Origin of the sequence: Simplicispira sedimenti (genome assembly GCF_022760965.1) — a bacterium.
GTDB lineage: Bacteria > Pseudomonadota > Gammaproteobacteria > Burkholderiales > Burkholderiaceae_C > Simplicispira > Simplicispira sedimenti.
Genome location: NZ_JAKVIJ010000004.1, coordinates 141,143 through 158,003 on the forward strand (window position 1 = coordinate 141,143; position 16,861 = coordinate 158,003).

General features: G+C 65.5%; 14 protein-coding genes and 1 tRNA gene. 2 read left to right on the forward strand and 13 right to left on the reverse strand.

What is annotated here, in order from left to right:
• Positions 1 to 31: 31 nt before the first annotated feature.
• Positions 32 to 1,183, forward strand: a complete 1,152-nt coding sequence (locus tag MJ602_RS06245) for an ABC transporter substrate-binding protein (protein ID WP_243020002.1) — start codon at positions 32 to 34, stop codon at positions 1,181 to 1,183.
• A gap of 162 nt (positions 1,184 to 1,345) precedes the next feature.
• On the opposite strand, the gene MJ602_RS06250 is transcribed toward MJ602_RS06245, so the two are convergent.
• The 9 genes from MJ602_RS06250 to MJ602_RS06290 form a co-directional block, all read right to left on the reverse strand.
• The gene (locus tag MJ602_RS06250; RefSeq protein WP_243020003.1) at positions 1,346 to 2,221 is read right to left on the reverse strand and encodes an alpha/beta fold hydrolase; all 876 of its coding nucleotides are present in this window, start codon (positions 2,219 to 2,221) and stop codon (positions 1,346 to 1,348) included.
• Between the two features lie 38 nt (positions 2,222 to 2,259).
• Entirely contained in the window at positions 2,260 to 3,324 is a 1,065-nt protein-coding gene (locus MJ602_RS06255; protein ID WP_243020004.1) for a branched-chain amino acid ABC transporter permease, read from the reverse strand.
• Positions 3,325 to 3,337: 13 nt separating this feature from the next.
• Complete coding sequence (locus MJ602_RS06260) at positions 3,338 to 4,321, reverse strand: branched-chain amino acid ABC transporter permease (RefSeq protein WP_162015525.1); 984 nt, start codon at positions 4,319 to 4,321, stop codon at positions 3,338 to 3,340.
• Between the two features lie 96 nt (positions 4,322 to 4,417).
• On the reverse strand, positions 4,418 to 5,146 hold the full coding sequence (locus MJ602_RS06265) for an ABC transporter ATP-binding protein (RefSeq protein WP_243020005.1): 729 nt from the start codon (positions 5,144 to 5,146) through the stop codon (positions 4,418 to 4,420).
• Positions 5,143 to 5,925: an ABC transporter ATP-binding protein gene (locus tag MJ602_RS06270; protein ID WP_162015523.1), complete on the reverse strand. Its 783-nt coding sequence runs from the start codon at positions 5,923 to 5,925 to the stop codon at positions 5,143 to 5,145. Before MJ602_RS06270 ends, MJ602_RS06265 begins: the two co-directional genes overlap by 4 nt.
• Positions 5,926 to 5,991: 66 nt before the next feature.
• Positions 5,992 to 7,464: an extracellular catalytic domain type 2 short-chain-length polyhydroxyalkanoate depolymerase gene (locus MJ602_RS06275; RefSeq protein ID WP_243020006.1), complete on the reverse strand. Its 1,473-nt coding sequence runs from the start codon at positions 7,462 to 7,464 to the stop codon at positions 5,992 to 5,994.
• Between the two features lie 153 nt (positions 7,465 to 7,617).
• Positions 7,618 to 8,802 (reverse strand): substrate-binding domain-containing protein, encoded by a 1,185-nt coding sequence (locus MJ602_RS06280; RefSeq protein WP_243020007.1) that lies wholly within the window; start codon positions 8,800 to 8,802, stop codon positions 7,618 to 7,620.
• Between the two features lie 116 nt (positions 8,803 to 8,918).
• Positions 8,919 to 10,169, reverse strand: a complete 1,251-nt coding sequence (locus MJ602_RS06285; RefSeq protein ID WP_243020008.1) for a substrate-binding domain-containing protein — start codon at positions 10,167 to 10,169, stop codon at positions 8,919 to 8,921.
• 142 nt (positions 10,170 to 10,311) lie between these two features.
• Positions 10,312 to 11,832: a sigma-54 interaction domain-containing protein gene (locus MJ602_RS06290; protein WP_243020009.1), complete on the reverse strand. Its 1,521-nt coding sequence runs from the start codon at positions 11,830 to 11,832 to the stop codon at positions 10,312 to 10,314.
• A gap of 51 nt (positions 11,833 to 11,883) precedes the next feature.
• On the opposite strand from MJ602_RS06290, the gene MJ602_RS06295 reads away from it, so the two are divergent.
• The gene (locus MJ602_RS06295; RefSeq protein ID WP_243020010.1) at positions 11,884 to 12,309 is read left to right on the forward strand and encodes an RNA-binding S4 domain-containing protein; all 426 of its coding nucleotides are present in this window, start codon (positions 11,884 to 11,886) and stop codon (positions 12,307 to 12,309) included.
• A gap of 61 nt (positions 12,310 to 12,370) precedes the next feature.
• On the opposite strand, the gene MJ602_RS06300 is transcribed toward MJ602_RS06295, so the two are convergent.
• The 4 genes from MJ602_RS06300 to MJ602_RS06315 form a co-directional block, all read right to left on the reverse strand.
• Positions 12,371 to 12,463, reverse strand: a tRNA-Ser gene (locus tag MJ602_RS06300).
• A 39-nt stretch (positions 12,464 to 12,502) separates the two neighbouring features.
• A complete protein-coding gene (locus MJ602_RS06305) occupies positions 12,503 to 13,771 on the reverse strand; it encodes an aspartate kinase (protein ID WP_243020011.1) in 1,269 nt (422 codons plus the stop codon).
• 92 nt (positions 13,772 to 13,863) lie between these two features.
• The gene (gene tilS, locus MJ602_RS06310; protein WP_243020012.1) at positions 13,864 to 14,814 is read right to left on the reverse strand and encodes a tRNA lysidine(34) synthetase TilS; all 951 of its coding nucleotides are present in this window, start codon (positions 14,812 to 14,814) and stop codon (positions 13,864 to 13,866) included.
• 134 nt (positions 14,815 to 14,948) lie between these two features.
• Positions 14,949 to 16,757 (reverse strand): methyl-accepting chemotaxis protein, encoded by a 1,809-nt coding sequence (locus tag MJ602_RS06315; protein WP_243020013.1) that lies wholly within the window; start codon positions 16,755 to 16,757, stop codon positions 14,949 to 14,951.
• Between the last annotated feature and the right edge of the window lie 104 nt (positions 16,758 to 16,861).

The window sequence follows — 16,861 nt, forward strand, 5'->3', positions numbered from 1 at the left end:
CGATCTTGGGAACACACACCGGAACCCCACCATGAACCAACCAACGCCCAGCACCCTCCCCCTTCTGGACCGCCGCCGCCTGCTCCAGGGCACCGCCGCCCTGGCCACCCTGGGCCCTTCGGCCTGGGCCCATGCGCAGGGCGATGCATGGCGCATCGGCCAGACGGCCGCGCTGACCGGGCCGCTGGCCTTCCCGTTTGTGGAGATGAACAAGGGCATTGCCGCCGCTTTCAAGGAGGTGAACGACCGCGGCGGCATCGACGGGCGCCCGGTCGAGTTCTTCAGCCTGGACGACGCCGGCGTCCCCGAGAAGGCCGCCGAAAACACGGCCACGCTGCTCAAGAAGGACCAGGTGTTCACCATGTTTGCCTGCGGCGGCACCACCAGCGTGATGGGTGCGCTCAAGGTGCTGGCCGAAGCCAAGGTACCGCTGCTGGCTCCGGCCACGGGTTCGGACGCGCTGCGCCCCTTCAACCCACTGGTGTTCCACACCCGGGCCAGTTACGCACAGGAACTGGCCAAGATTGCGCGCCAGCTCAGCTCCACGGGCTTTACCAAGATGGCCGTGGGCTACTTCGACAACCCTTTCGGCAAGGCCACGCTGGCGGCCTTCGAGGCGGCCGCCCGTGCCACGAACAACACACAGTGGAAGCCATTTCTGGTGCAGGAAACCCCTGAAGGCATTGAAAAAGCGGTGCAGGAGATCGTGCAGTTCCAGCCCAATGCGCTGATGTCCCTGGCCATCGGCGCCAGCGGCATTCCGTTCTACAAGGCACTGCGCCAACGCATCAAGGCGCCTGCGTTCTCGATCTCGTTCCTGGGCTCGCGGCCGCTGCTGGCGGCGCTGGGCGAAGCGGCCGCCGGCATCACCGTGGCGCAAGTGGTGCCCAACCCCACGAATCCCGCCATCCCGGTGGTCAAGGCCTACCAGGAGGCCATCAAGAAGCTGGGGAATGTGGACATTGGCTATTCCTCGTTCGAGGGCTATGTGAATGCACGCATCCTCATCGAGGCCCTGCGCCGCGCCGGACGCGCCGCCTCGCGCGAGAAATTCATCGAGGCCCTGCACTCCATGCGCCCCTACGACATGGGCGGCTTCGAGGTGCGCTACGGCCCTAACGACCACGACGGAACCGACTTCGTGGAGCTGACCTACTTCAACGGCGAGCGGTTCAGGAGGTAAAGGGGACAGCCCCCTGAGCGGCTGCGCCCACACTCGGAGCACTGGCGGCCCTTGCGCGATGGTTGCCGGACTGGGCTGCGCCCGTTGGATACGCCGCAAGCGGTGCAACGAACGCAAAGAAAGCCCTCCCGCGCGCCCACCAGGCGGCAGCACGGGAGGGGCTCAAACTGCCTGTTCTGCCCTCGCGAGGAAGGCGTCCACCAGCGCGTAGTGCGCGGGCACGTTGAGCGCGGGTGCGTGGCCGCAGCCGGGCACCTCGATCACCTGCGCCAGGCCGCGTGCACCAGGGCCTCGGGTCAGCATTTCTGCGACGGTCTCGGGCAGCACGAGGTCCGAATCTGCCCCGCGCAGGCACAGCACGGGGATGTCGAGCCGGTCGTAGTGGTCCCAGATCAGGTAGTCGTTCTCGTGGTGGGTGAACTGCTGCACCATGGCCGGGTCGTAGTGCGGCGTCACGCGGCCGTCGGGCAGGCGGCGGGTGGAGGTCTCCGTCAAACGGCGCCACTGCGCATCGCTCAGCCAGCCATAGGGCTGGTACACCTGCCGGAAGAAGGCCTCCAGCTCGGCCACGGTATCGAACGCGGGGGGCTGGCCCGCGTAGGACTTGATGCGCTCCAGCGCCGCATCGGCCAGGCGCGGCGCGTTGTCATTGAGCAGCAGGCTGCGGATGCGCCCGTGCAATCGCGGCTCGAACAGGCCTGCAGCGCAGACCGTGCCGATGGCGCCCCCCATCGAGGTACCGATCCAGTGCGCCTGGGCAATGCCCAACTGGTCAAACAGGTCAGCCGCCAGGCGTGCGTAGAAGGCCAGGCGGTAGTCCTGCACCGGGTTGCGGCTCCACTGGCTCAGGCCCCGGCCCAACGTGTCGGGGCAGATCACGCGGTAGCGCCCTGCCAGGTGCGCAGCCAGGTCGTCCATGTCGCGCCCGGTGCGCGCCAGGCCGTGCCAGGCGATCACCACGGGGGCATCGCCTGCACCCCATTCGGTGTAGTGGATTTCATAGCCAGCGCAGGTGGCGTAGCGGGATTGGGGTGACATGGTGGGCAACCTTGTGGTGCGGGGTGCGTGGCGTGGTCTCAATGCGCTGCCGCGGCGCGCAGGCGGCCGACGACGCCCGTGGGGAAGTAATAGACCGAGAGCACGAACAGCACCCCCAGCCACAGCAGCCAGCGGTCGGGCGAGAGCAGCGCGGCCAGCCAGGGCAGGCTGGAAGCTGCTTCATGCCCCAGGCGCAGCAGGTCTTGCAGGTAGCTTTGCGCCACCAGGAACAGCACGGCGCCGATGGCCGAGCCGTAGATGGTGCCCATGCCGCCGATGACCACGATGAGCAGGCAGTCCATCATGATTTCGAAGCTGAGCGAGGTGTCCGGCCCGTTGTAGCGCAACCAGAGCGCCAGCATGCAGCCCGCCAGCGTGGCGAACAGGGCCGACAGCACGCTGGACGTGGTGCGGTACACCACCACGCGGTAGCCAATGGCCTCGGCGCGGAACTCGTTCTCGCGGATGGCCTGCAGCACACGGCCGAAGGGCGAGTTGACGATGCGCAGCAGCGCCAGCACCAGAGCCACCGCCGTGACAAACAGCAGGTAGTAGCAGATCAGGCGCCCGTCGATGGTCACGCCCAGAAAGGGTTCCTCGAAGGGTTCGAAGCTGGGCGACAGCAGCTCGGGCACCTTGAAAGTCAGGCCGTCCTCACCGCCGGTGAAGTCCGAAAGCTGCGAGGCCAGCGTCTGGAACGCCGCCGCCACGGCCAGCGTGATCATGGCAAAGAAGATGGCGCGCACGCGCAGCGAGAACAGCCCCACCGCCAGCGACAGCAGCAGCGACAGCAGCAGCGCCCCACCCACGCCCACGGCCAGTGCGCCCCAGGTGGCGCCCAGGCGCGTGGTCGCAATGGCAATGCCGTACGCACCAATGCCGAAGAACATGGTGTGCGCAAAGCTCACGATGCCGGTGTAGCCCAACAACAGATCGAAGCTGGCCACCAGCACCACAAACACCAGCACCTTGGCGGCCACCGACAGCGGCTTGACACCAGGAAACAGGAAGGGCGCAAACGCCAGGCCCAGCAAAATGGCCAGCAGAATGACCGCCAGCACCTTGCTGCGCGGGTAGTCACCGGAGAGAAGTCGGTTAAACATGTCGGGCGCCTCTTCAACGGTTCGTCACGGGATAGACACCCTGCGGGCGCCACAGCAGCACGGCGACCATCAGGGCGATGTTGGAAAACAGCGCCACCTTGGGCACCAGGAAGCCGGTGTAGTTGGCCATCAGGCCCACCAGCAAAGCGCCGATGAGCGCACCGCCCGTGCTGCCCAGGCCGCCGATGATGATGACGATGAAGATCAGCACGTTGACCTGCGCGCCCATCTGCGGAACGACGTTCTGCTGGTACAGCCCCCACATCACGCCGCCCAGGCCTGCCAGCGCCGAGCCCGCCACGAACACGCCCACAAACAGGCGCCGGATGCGGTAGCCGAGCGACTCGACCATCTCGCGGTCCTGCACGCCCGCGCGGATGAGCAGGCCCACCTTGGTGCGCGAGAGCGTCCAGGCCAGCACGCCGAACACCACCAAGCCCACGGCCACGGCGACCAGGCGGTACTTCTCGATCGCTGCATCGCCCACCAGCAGCGAGCCGCGCATGCCCTCGGGCAGCGGCAGCGGGATCTGCTGCGGTCCCCAGATGACCTTGATGAGCTCCTCGCCAATGATCATGCCGCCCATGGTGATGAGGATTTGCTTGAGGTGCTGGCCGTACACCGGGCGCACGATGAAGCGCTCGAACGCCAGGCCCAGCGCACCCGCCACGGCCATGGCCACCAGCATGGCGGGCAGCACGGCCACCAGGTTGCGCCACAGCTCGGCACTGCCCGTCCAGTCGCCCATGGCGCCGAGCACGCTGGTGGCCACAAAGGCGCCCAACGCGATGAACACGCCGTGGCCGAAGTTCAGCACGTCCATCAGGCCGAACACCAGCGTGAGGCCCGAGGCGATGATGAAGATGATCATGCCCATGGCCAGCCCCGCCACCGTGAGCGTGAGCCAGGTGCTGGGCGAGCCGATAAGCGGCAGCACGATGAGCGCCAGCAGCGGCACCAGGGCCAGGGGTTTCCAATCCAGGTCGCGGCGGTTCATGGCGTGGCCTTTCCTGCGGTTTGTTTTGCTATTGTTTTTATAGCTGTTTGCGCTTTATTCATGGGCTTTAGAGGCATATTTCTCATATAAACCTCCTCAGAGTGCGAGTCCCAGCAAGGACTGCTGCAGCGCCTCGTCGGCGGCCAGGTCGGCCATGCGACCGGAGTGCACCACACGGCCGTTGTCCATCACGGCCACCGCATCGCCCAGGCGCTTGGCGAAGTGGATGTTCTGCTCAACCAGCAGGATGGTCACGCCGCTCTTCTTGAGCTGGTCGAAGGCGTCGATCATGTTGTTGATGATGGCCGGCGCCAGACCCTTGCTGGGCTCGTCCACGATGAGCAGCTCGCGCGGCTCGACGATGGCGCGGCTCACGGCCAGCATCTGTTTCTGCCCGCCGCTGAGCTTGCCGGCGGGGTGGTTCCAGAACTTCTCCACGGCCGGGAACAGCTTGAAGATCCACTCCAGCCGGGCCTGGTCCATCTGCCCGGCATGGCTGGCCTTGCGCGCGGCCAGCAGCATGTTTTCCTTCACCGTGAGGTCGGCAAAGATGCCCATGTTCTCGGGCACATAGGCGATGTTCAGGCCTGCAATCTGCGGCGTGTGCATGCGCGTGATGTCCTGCCCGCCAAAGTGGATGCTGCCCTGCGAGGCCTGCCACAGGCCCATGATGGTGCGCAGGGTGGTCGTCTTGCCCGCGCCATTGCGGCCCAGCAGCATGGTCAGCTCGCCGCGCGGCACGGCCAGGTCCACGCCGTGCAGGATGTGGTACGCCCCGATATGGGTGTGCACGCCCTTGAGTTCCAGAAGGTGGGGGGTGCTCATGCGGCCTCCTTGTCTGCGTCCTTGCTCACGCCCAGGTAGGCTTCCTGCACCACGGGCGATGCGATCACCTCGGCCGGCAGGCCGTCGGCCACCAGCGTGCCGTTGGTCAGCACGATGATGCGGTCGGCCAGCTCGCGCACCACGTCCATCTTGTGCTCCACCAGCAGGATGATCTTGGTCTTGTCCTTCTTCAGCTCGCGGATCAGGTTCAGGATCACGGGTGCCTCGTCGTGGCTCATGCCCGCCGTAGGCTCGTCGAACATGTACACCTGCGGCTCCAGCGCCATGAGCAGCGCGACTTCGAGCTTGCGCTGGTCGCCGTGCGGCAGGCTGGCCACCGGGGTATCGCGGCGCTCGAACATCGCCACCTGGTGCAAGATGGCCTGCGCCCGCTCGGTGAGCTGGCGGTGGTCGCTCCAGATGCTCCAGAGATTCAGGCCCCGGCGGTGCTTGCCCTCTTGCGTGGCCTGCACGGCCAGGCGCACGTTCTCCAGCACCGTGAGGTTGGGGAACAGGTTGGTGAGCTGGAACGCCCGCCCCAGCCCGGCGCGCGTGCGCTGCGAGACGGATTGCCCCGTCAGCTCACGACCGCCCAGCGTCACCGAGCCGCTGGTGGCCTTGAGCTGGCCGGAGATCAGGTTGAAGTAGGTGGTCTTGCCCGCGCCGTTGGGGCCCACGATGGCGGTCAGCGTGCCTGGCTCGAAGGCGCAGGTCACGGCATTGACCGCCACGTGGCCGCCAAAGCGGATGGTCAAGTCCCGGGTGGCCAGGGTACTCATGGGTTCTTGCTCGCTTTCACTGTCTCGTTCCTTGGGTGTTCCCGCCACCAGGCAGGCCCTGTGGGCTCAGGGGCAGGTGCCGATCACGTAGTAGTTGGGGCCGGTCTTCTTCAGTGTGGTGGTCGTGAAAATGTTCCACCACCCCATGCCCTGGCCGGAACCGTTGGCATAGGTGAAACCGTACAGCGCATAGGCCCGGCCCGCCAGGGTGTGGGCGTAGTTGCTGGCAGTGGTGCAGGTGGGTGTCTCGCCGCCGCTGGCCGCCAGGGTGGTGGCCGATACGGGGGCCGAGGCGGTGCCTTCCACGCCCTGGGCGTCCACGGCACGCACCGTCCATTGGTAGGTGGTGGAGGCGGACAGGCCAGTGTCGGTATAGCTGGTGCCATACACGGTGAGCGCATTGACCTTGTTGCCGTTGCGGTACACGTGGTAGCCGTCGGCCCCAGCCACGCTGTTCCAGCCCAGGGCCATGCTGCTGGCGGTGGCGCCCGAGGCGCTCACGCCCGTGGGAGCGGGCAGCAGCACCGGGTCGGGGTCGGGCGGCGTTGCACCACCGCTGCCCAGGCGGTCCACCATGGCCTTGATGGCGGCCATCTGCGGGCCGGTCTTCTTGGCGTAGTTGGCGCTGTCGTAGCCCCACCAGTCCCAGCAGCTGTTGGTGGCGGCGGTGCTGGTTTGCGGGTACAGCACCACGATGTGGTTGGTCTCGGCCCAGCGGTTGAAGCCGGTGTTGCGCACGTACTGCTGCTGCACGTCGCTCACGTTCTGCTTGCAGCCGTGCAGCGCAACGTGCAGGCGGCAGGTGGCGCCGCTCTGGCAAGCCTGCGGAATGTAGGCCCAGCCATTGCTGGCCATGCCGTGGCCGCTGATGAAGCTGCTTTGCTTGAACTCGACAAAGCTGCTCTCGGGCAGGGCCGTGCTGCTGCGCGCGTTGAGCGGCCCGTACAGGTGCTGCAGCATGGCACCGGCAAGGTCGAAGTTGCAATCGTTGATGTAGGGCGAGCCCTTGACCGAGCAGGCGCTGCCGTAGTCGTCGGTCACCAGGGCATGCTCTGCGGCGATGTCTTTTTTGTACACCACGTTAGCGGCAGGTACAAAGCTGTTGTAGTAGGTCTTGAGGGCGTCCATGACGCTGGTCTTGACCACGCTGTCCACCGAGCCCGAGAACAGATAGACCTTGGAATTCTGCAGGTGGGACACCGGGTCCACATGCCCCTGGCTGGCCCAGGTGTTGGTGGTGCTTACCAGCGTACTGGTGGGAATGCCCGCAGGGCTGGCCATGCAGCGCCCTGTGGCGTTGACCACCGATCCCTCGGCGCAATAGAACGGGCCGCCCGCCACCACGCCCGCCCCCTTGGCAAACACCGAGGAAAACGCCACGTGCAACTGCACCGCCATGTACCCGCCCGAGGACAGGCCCGATACCGTGGTCTGGGTTTTGTCGAGTTGCAGGGCGGGCAGTTCCACCGCCGCCCAGGCCGAGCCCGCCATCGCACACACTGCCACGGCGGCCGCCGTCTGAAGGAATCTCATCGTCATCTTGTCTGTCTCCTGTGGGGTTGTCGGGGCAGGCAACAGCCCGCCCTCCCCGTGTGCCCGGGGTTCTTGCGTTCACTGGAAAAAGAGGGGCGGCCGCCCCTGCGGGATGCACCCCGGCGCACGCGCTGGCGCGCCGGGCCTCGCCAACCGGAATCAGCGCTTGTTGCGGATCGGGATCTGCATTTCCTCGGGCTTGATCTCACGCACCAACTCGGGCACGCCCCAAGCAAAGGCCGGGTCCACCTTGATCTTGAAGTGGTACATGCTCTGCATGGCCTGGTGGTCTTCCTTGCGGAAGGTCATCTTGCCCTTGGGCGTGTCAAAGCTCATGCCCTCCATGGTCTTGATGAGCTTGTTGGTGTTGGTATCGCCATTGGTGGCCTTGAGCGCAGTGACCAGGGCCATGGCGGAGGAGAAGCCCCCGGCGGTGAAGAAGTCGGGCGGGGTCTTGAATTCCTTGTAGTGGGCGGCCACCAGCGCTTCGTTCACCGGGTTCTTGGGGATGCCGAAGTAGTAGTAGGTGGCGCCTTCCATGCCGGGGAAGTTCTTGTAGCTGGCCATGGCGGGCAGGATGTTGCCACCCGTGGCGATCTCGATGCCGTAGCGCTTCAAGTCCAGGTCGGCAATCTTGAAAGGATTGCCCGCCCCCGCCCAGATGATGAAGATGATCTTGCGCCCCGGCTGGTCCTTGAGCTTGTCGATCAGGCGCTGGGCACCGGCGGTGAAGTCGGTCGTGTTCGTCGGCAGGTATTCCTCGTGCACGAGCTTGGCGTTCTTCAGCGCGTCCTTGAAGGCTTTCACGCCGTCACGGCCAAAGGCGTAGTCCTGCGCCAGTGTGGCCACGGTCACGCCGGCCTTGTCGATCGCCACTGCGTTGCTGATGGCGTCCTGGCTGCTGTTGCGGCCGGTGCGGAAGATGTATTTGTTCCACTTGTCGCCCGTGATGGCGTCGGCCACGGCGGGTTCGACCAGCAGGATTTTCTTGTATTCCTCGGCCACCGGCAGCAGCGCCAGCGCCACGCCCGAGCTGGTGGGGCCCACAGCAATGTCGGCCTTGTCGTCCGAGTAGGCCGCTGCCAGCAGGCTCTTGCCCAGGTCGGGCTTGCCCTGGTCGTCTTTCTCGATCACCACCAGCTTCTTGCCGTTGATGGTCATGCTGCCGCCTGTGGCGTAGCTCAGCCCCATCATCAGGCCGGTCTGCGTCTGCTTGCCGTACGCCTCCAGCGGGCCGGTCTTGCTGTACACGTGCGCAATGCGGATTTCGCCCGTCTGCGCCAGGGCAGCGGTGGACAGCGTGGCGGCCAGAGCGGCCAGAGAGATCATGGTGCGTCGTTGCATGGGATTGCCTCCTGTGGTGATGACTGCATATTGCACACTTCGTGCCAGCATGTACATCGTTGATTGGTAACGATTTTTACAAGCAGCCAGAACAATTTGTCTATTTTTCAGACATATCAATTGTCTGATTTTTGAACAATTGTCTGTGTTTTTATCAGGGTTTGTACGGTGTCTTGCCGGGCGTTGCGTATGGGCAGATCCATCTCCTCCTGACGGATCTCGCGCACCAGGCGCAGGTCCGCCAGCGTGCCGGGCCGCGCACCAGCCGATACACGGAAGTGGTACATGCTTTGCAGGGCCTGGTGATCTTCCTTGCGGAAGGTCATCCAGCCCTTGGGGGACTCAAAGCTCATGCCCTCCATGGTGCGTATCAGGCGCTGGGTCTCGGTATCCCCACCGGTGGTCTTGAGCGCCTTGACCAGCGCCATGGCGGCGGTGAAGCCCCCGGCGGTAAAGAAGTCGGGCGGTGATTTGAACTGGGTGTAGTGGTTGGTCACCAGCCACAGGTTGGCCGGGTTGCGCGAGAAGCCAAAGTAGTAGTACGTGGCCCCTTCCATGCCCGGAAACTGGTTGTAGGCCACCATGGCGGGCAGGATGTTGCCACCCGTGGCGATCTCGATGCCGTAGCGCTTCAAGTCCAGGTCGGCAATCTTGAAAGGATTGCCCGCCCCCGCCCAGATGATGAAGATGATCTTGCGCCCCGGCTGGTCCTTGAGCTTGTCGATCAGGCGCTGGGCACCGGCGGTGAAGTCGGTCGTGTTCGTCGGCAGGTATTCCTCGTGCACGAGCTTGGCGTTCTTCAGCGCGTCCTTGAAGGCTTTCACGCCGTCACGGCCAAAGGCGTAGTCCTGCGCCAGTGTGGCCACGGTCACGCCGGCCTTGTCGATCGCCACTGCGTTGCTGATGGCGTCCTGGCTGCTGTTGCGGCCGGTGCGGAAGATGTATTTGTTCCACTTGTCGCCCGTGATGGCGTCGGCCACGGCGGGTTCGACCAGCAGGATTTTCTTGTATTCCTCGGCCACCGGCAGCAGCGCCAGCGCCACGCCCGAGCTGGTGGGGCCCACAGCAATGTCGGCCTTGTCGTCCGAGTAGGCCGCTGCCAGCAGGCTCTTGCCCAGGTCGGGCTTGCCCTGGTCGTCTTTCTCGATCACCACCAGCTTCTTGCCGTTGATGGTCATGCTGCCGCCTGTGGCGTAGCTCAGCCCCATCATCAGGCCGGTCTGCGTCTGCTTGCCGTACGCCTCCAGCGGGCCGGTCTTGCTGTACACGTGCGCAATGCGGATTTCGTCCGTCTGCGCGAGGGAAACGGTGGCGGCGGGCAAGCCTGTGGCCAGGGCGGCCAAGGCCACCAGGGTTCTGCGGTGCATGGGAATGTCTCCTGCAAATGATCTGTGACCAAATGTTGCAGCAATCGTGCCAGCCCTTGCGCAACGTCACCTCCCTGTCACAGCACCGTCAAACCACCCACATTTGGCTGGATTCCAGACAATCGTTTTGCCTGAAATTCAGTCAGATGTTCAAATTTTCATCAGGGTTTTCCAGCCTTTGGTAAAGCGTGGCGCGCGAAATCCCCAACTGCCGTGCCGTGGCCAGCTTGTTGCCCCCAGTGGCCGCCAGGGAGGCCGCAATGGCCCGCCGCTCCAGTTCGGCCACCTGCACGGCCAGGGGGCGCAACAGGCTGTCGGGCGCGGCAGATCCTGTCGCCATGGCGGGCTGGTTGACGGGGGCAGCCGGCTCCACCCCCGCTTCGCGCAGCAGGGCGCGCAGCATCTCGGCATCGATGGACTGCGCATCGCTGCGCATCGCGGCCTGCTCCAGCACGTTGCGCAACTCGCGGATGTTGCCGCGCCAGGGCTGGGCCGCGAGCAAGGCCATGGCATCGGGCAACAGCTCTGGCGGGGCAATGCCGTTGCGCAGGGCGATTTCCTCACCCAGCACCTCCACCAGCGCCGGAATGTCGCCCGGGCGCTCGCGCAGCGGCGGCACGCGCACGGGCAGCACATGCAGGCGGTAGAACAGGTCTTCGCGGAAACGCCCCTCGCGCACCAGCGCCGACAAGTCGCGCGAGGTGGCGGCAATCACGCGCACGTCGAAGGGCACCAGTTGGTTGGAGCCCAGCGGCTCGATCTCCCCCTCCTGCAGCGCGCGCAGCAGCTTGGCCTGCAGGCTGGGGGGCATGTCGCCGATTTCATCGAGAAACAGCGTGCCTCCGTCGGCCAGCTTGAACTTGCCGTCGCGGCCCTTGCGGTCGGCGCCAGTGTAGGCGCCAGGGGCCACACCAAAGAACTCGGCCTCCAGCAAGGTGTCGGGCACGGCGGCAATGTTGACGCCCACAAAGGGCCCGCTGGCACGCTGGGACGCAGCGTGGATGGCATGGGCCAGCAGTTCCTTGCCGGTGCCCGTTTCGCCCAGCAACAGCACCGGGCTGGCCGATTGCGCCGCGCGCCGTGCCTGGCGCTTGACCTCGGTGGCCGCAGGGCTGGAACCGACGAAACTGGCGAAGGTGTATTTGGTGCGGCGATCCCCCGAGCCCGCACCGCGCAACTGCTGGCTGCGCTGCGCCGCCAGTTCACGGCGCGCTTCGTCCAGGTCGCGCTGCAACAGCGCGAATTTGCTGATGAGCGGTTGCAAGGTGGTCTCGGGGTGGTCAAACAGCACAATGCCGATGGCGCCAATGACCTTTCCCACATCGTCGCGCAACGGGATGCGGCTGACCACAAAGGTGCCCGCCTTGTTGGTGAGCAGGTCGATGAGCACGGCCTGACCCGTCTCCAGCACACGGCGCATACCGGTGTTGGGGATCACCTCCTCCACCGTGCGCCCCACGAACTGATCCACCGAGGTGATGCCCAGGTCCGGGAAAAAACGCTGGTAGCCCTCGTTCACCCAAACGATGCGACCGCGCAAATCCACCAGAAACATGCCCTGGCTGACGGTGGAGAAAAGCTGAAACATCGACCGCGCTGCCAGCTCCAGAATGCCCTGGGCATCCAGCGGCAGCGCGGGTATGGAGTCGGAGGTGTCTGGCATGGGCCCCGATGGTAGCGCGCAGGCCGCCACGCCCCGCGGCACAATGCCTCCATGAATACCCTGGATTCCATGCGCATCGACAAGTGGCTGTGGTGCGCACGCTTTTTCAAGACACGCAGCATCGCGGCCGAAGAAATCAGCAAGGGCCGTGTCATGGTCAATGGCCAGACCGCCAAGGCCTCGCGCGAGGTGCGGCCGGGAGACACGGTGGTGCTGCGCCAGGGCCCGGTGCAGCGCACCGTGACGGTACGCGCCCTCAGCGCGCAGCGCGGGCCTGCGCCGGTGGCCCAGCTGCTCTATGAAGAAACGGCCGACAGCATCGCGGCACGCGAGCACCTGCAGGAACTGCGCCGCCTGGCCCCCGAACCCGCCCTGACCCTGAGCGAAGGCCGCCCCACCAAACGCGACCGCCGCCAACTGGAACGCGAGCGCAGCGGTGGCTGGGGCGACCGCTGGAGTGCATCGGTGGACGAATAACCCACAGCGAAGCAGCAACAAAAAAGCCCTGCACCAGAACAGGTGCAGGGCTTTGGATGCTTGGCGGAAACGGAGGGATTCGAACCCTCGATGAGGCTCTACACCCCATACTCCCTTAGCAGGGGAGCACCTTCGGCCACTCGGTCACGTTTCCAGGCAATCCCAATATTATGCCTCAGATTGAGGCCGTTTTTCACTCTGCGGGCTTGTCGAGGTCGAAGGCCGTGTGCAGGGCACGCACGGCCAGCTCCAGATACTTCTCGTCGATGACGACCGACGTCTTGATTTCGGAGGTGGAAATCATCTGGATGTTGATGCCCTCTTCGCTCAGCACGCGGAACATGGTGCTGGCCACGCCCACGTGGCTGCGCATGCCGATACCGACGATGCTCACCTTGCAGATCTTGGCGTCGCCCACCACGTCCTGGGCGCCCAGCGCCGGAAGGACCTTTTCCTTGAGCAGCTCGATGGTGCGCGCATAGTCGTTGCGATGCACGGTGAAGCTGAAGTCGGTCTTGCCGTCCTTGCTCAGGTTCTGGATGATGACATCGACTTCGATGTTGGCATCGGCCACGGGGCCGAGGATGCGGTAGGCGATGCCGGGGGTGTCGGGCACGCCGAGCACGGAAATCTTGGCTTCATCGCGGTTGAAGGCGATGCCGGATACGACGGCTTGTTCCATTTTTTCGTCTTCCTCAAAAGTGATCAGCGTGCCGGACTTGGCTTCTTCGTTGATGTCGATGTCCCAGGGCGTGAAGCTGGAGAGCACGCGCATGGGCACCTTGTACTTGCCGGCGAATTCAACCGAGCGGATCTGCAGCACCTTGCTGCCCAGGCTGGCCATTTCCAGCATTTCCTCGAAGCTCACCGTGGTCAGGCGGCGGGCGGCAGGCGCCACGCGCGGATCGGTGGTGTAAACGCCATCGACGTCGGTGTAGATCAGGCACTCGTCGGCCTTCATCGCGGCCGCCACGGCCACGGCCGAGGTGTCGGAGCCGCCCCGGCCCAGCGTGGTGATGTGGCCGTGTTCGTCGATGCCCTGGAAGCCGGTGACGATCACCACCTTGCCGGCGGCCAAGTCGCCACGCACGCGCTGGTCGTCAATGGATTCGATGCGTGCCTTGGTGTAGCTGCTGTCGGTGCGGATGGGCACCTGCCAGCCGGCGTAGCTGACGGATTCCATGCCTTCGGCCTGCAGCGCAATGGCCAGCAGCGCCGAAGAGGCCTGCTCGCCCGTGGCGGCCAGCATGTCGAGCTCGCGGTTGTAGGCCTGCGTGGCGCGCTCGGGCGCCAGTTCCTTGGCCAGGGCCAGCAGGCGGTTGGTCTCGCCGCTCATGGCGCTGGGCACCACGACCATCTGGTGGCCTGCGCGTGCCCATTTGGCCACGCGCTTGGCGACGTTGCGGATGCGCTCGGGCGAACCCATCGAGGTGCCGCCGTATTTGTGAACGATCAATGCCATGGGAGAGCTGTGTGACGAATCCGGTGGCTGCGGCGCGGGGTGGACACTGTTTTGGTGGGCGCCGCCAGGCTTCGTGCAGTTGGGGCCAAAACTCAGGGATTGTACCAACGCAGGCCATCGCCATCGCGTACCACCATCCCGCGCCCGACCTTGAGGTGGATCTGGTGGCCGCGCGTGCGGCAGGCGTCGAGCTGCAACAGCAGCGCCTGCAGTTGTGCAGCGCTGGGGGTGGTGTGGTGTACCTGGCGCAGCCAATGGCGCAGCACATTGGCCTGGCGCGCTCGACCCAGTTGTTGCAGCGCGGCAATGCGCGGCGGGCAGCCCACCTGGGCCAGGTCCTGCGCCGCCAACTCCTGCAGCAGCTCGCTGGCCTGAGCGGCATGCGCTGCACTGCGGGCAAAGGTATCGCGAAACGCGGGGAAGGCGGCCTCCAGCGCAGGCAGCAGTTGCGCACGGATGCGGTTGCGCGTGTACTGCAGATTCTGGTTGCTGGGGTCTTCCACCCAATCCTGGCCACGCGCGCGCAGCCAGTCGCGCACATGGGCGCCGGGCACTTGCAGCAGCGGACGGTACCAATGCAGCCCCGCCGCCCGCCAATGCGCCGGCATGGAGGCCAGCCCCGCCACCCCGGCACCGCGCGACAAGGCCAGCAGCAGGGTTTCGACCTGGTCATCCGCATGCTGCGCCAATGCTATTGATTTGATAGCTAGTTCCGCAATACCAGCAAGCGCTGCAGCTTCAATACACTGGTATCTTGCAATGCGTGCCGCATCCTCGGGGCTCTGCCCCGGTGCCGCGCGCGCATCCACGCGCTGCACGACCAGGGGCACACCCAAGCGCTGGCACAGCGCGGTGCATTGCTGCTCAAAGGCATCGGCGGCGTCCTGCAAACCGTGGTGCACATGGATGGCCGCCACCTGGCCCGGCCATCGTGCAGCGCAGGCCAGCAGCAAGGCTGTGGAATCGGCCCCGCCGCTGAAGGCGACCGCCAGGGGCAGCACGGGGTCAAACCCCGCCATGGCCTCATCGATCGCCAAGGTCACCGGCGGGCTCCAGACAATTGCACTGTGCACATGCGCTGATTGTGCGACAGGACGCCCTGCGTGGACGCGCGGTAGCGCGCAGGCTGCGCGGTGCGCCGCGCTTCAGTACCCTGCGCAAGGGGAGAAAATCCGCGTCACGACGCCAGGCGGAAGCTCCCCACCACCTCGGTCAGGCGCACGGACTGGTCCTTGAGGCTTTGCGCCGCTGCGGCGCTTTCCTCGACCAAGGCGGCGTTCTGTTGCGTCATCTGGTCCAGGTGGCCCACGGCCTGTCCGACCTCGGCAATGCTGGTGCTTTGCTCATTGGTCGAGGCCGCGATCTCGGCCATGATGTCGGACACCCGCTGCACGGCCTGCACCACTTCAGACATGGTGGTGCCCGCATCGTTGACGAGGCGCGAGCCGTTGGAAACCTGCTCCACCGAGGTGCCAATGAGCTGCTTGATCTCCTTGGCCGCCTCGGCGCTGCGCCCTGCCAGCGCACGCACCTCGCTGGCCACCACGGCAAAGCCACGCCCCTGCTCGCCGGCACGTGCGGCTTCCACAGCGGCGTTGAGTGCCAGGATGTTGGTTTGAAAGGCAATGCCGTCGATCACCTGGATGATGTCCTCGATCTTGCGCGAAGCGGCGTTGATCTGGTCCATGGTGCGCACCACGTCCCCCACCACCTGGCCTCCGCGCTGCGCCACAGTGGAGGCCTGGGCCACCATCTGGTTGGCCTGGCGCGCGGCATCGGCGTTGTGGCGCACGGTTTCGGTCAACTGCTGCATCGATGCGGTGGTTTCCTCCAGGCTGGAGGCCGTCAGCTCGGTGCGGCTGCTCAGGTCCTGGTTGCCAGTGGCGATCTCTTCGGCGGCCACGCGTACCGAGCCACTGGCATCGCGGATCTGCACCAGCACGCCGGCGAGCTTGCTGGCAAAACTGTTGAAACCCTCGGCAATCTGCGCCAGTTCGTCCTCACCATGGGCGTCGATGCGGCGCGAAAGGTCGCCCTCGCCCGAACCAATGTTGCGCATGGCATCGCGCACCTGCGTCAGGCGCCGCAGCCGCTGCGCCAGAATGCCTGCCAGCACCGTACCTGCCACCACCAGCACCACCAGCCCGGTGAGCACCGACACCTGCAGCATGGTACCGATGGCCGACAGCGCCTCGGCCTTGTCCAACGCAATGGCCAGCATCCAGCCCGTGCCCTCCACCGGCGCGACGGCCAGCAGCACGGGGCGGCCCTGCAGTTCCATGCCCTTGAGCTCGGCACTGCGCGCCATTTCAGCCAATGCCGCCGCAGACAACTGGGGCGAAAGCTCTGCCGCTGGCTTGAGGGCCAGCTTCACCTCCGGGTGGGCGATGATGTTGCCGTCCCCCCCCACCAGGAAGGCGTAGCTGGAGGGGGTGGGCTTGATCGAGGCCACATTGGCCACCACCGCCGCCAGCGAGACATCGCCCGCCATCACCGCCTTGATGTCACTGCCCTGGCGCGCCGCCTGGGCAAAGGTCACCACCAAGCCAGCGCCACCCGCATCGGCATAGGGCGCCGTCAGAATGCCCCCCTGTGCCGCGGCAGCCTGCTGGTACCAGGGACGGGCCGTAGGATCGTAGTCGGGCGGCAAATTCTGCGGCTCGGAGAACACCGTGCGCTTGTCCGCGTAACCAAGGTAGGTGGTGTGAAAGCTGCCTGCCTTTTGCAGCATGTTGAGGTAGCGCGCCGGGTCTGCCTCTTCGAGGACGGCAGCCGAGGACTGGACGATGGCCGCCTTGGCGCGCACCCAGTCGCGCAGGGCCTCTGTGTGGCTCAGGGCCAATGCGCGCGACTGGGCACTGAGCTGGCTGTAGGCCTGGCTGCGCACCGATAGGTAGTTGGCCGTGGCCAGGGCACCCAGACCCGCTAGCAGGCAGACCACACAAATCAACAAGATTTGACCCCGCAGGGTCTTGAGGATGGCCATGGTGCTCTCCTATGTCCGCCTGCTGAGGCGGCTTTGGAGAAGATATTACATCTGGATGCAATTGGCTGCCCACGGGTTTGCAAGCACCCGTGGGCCTGGCGCCA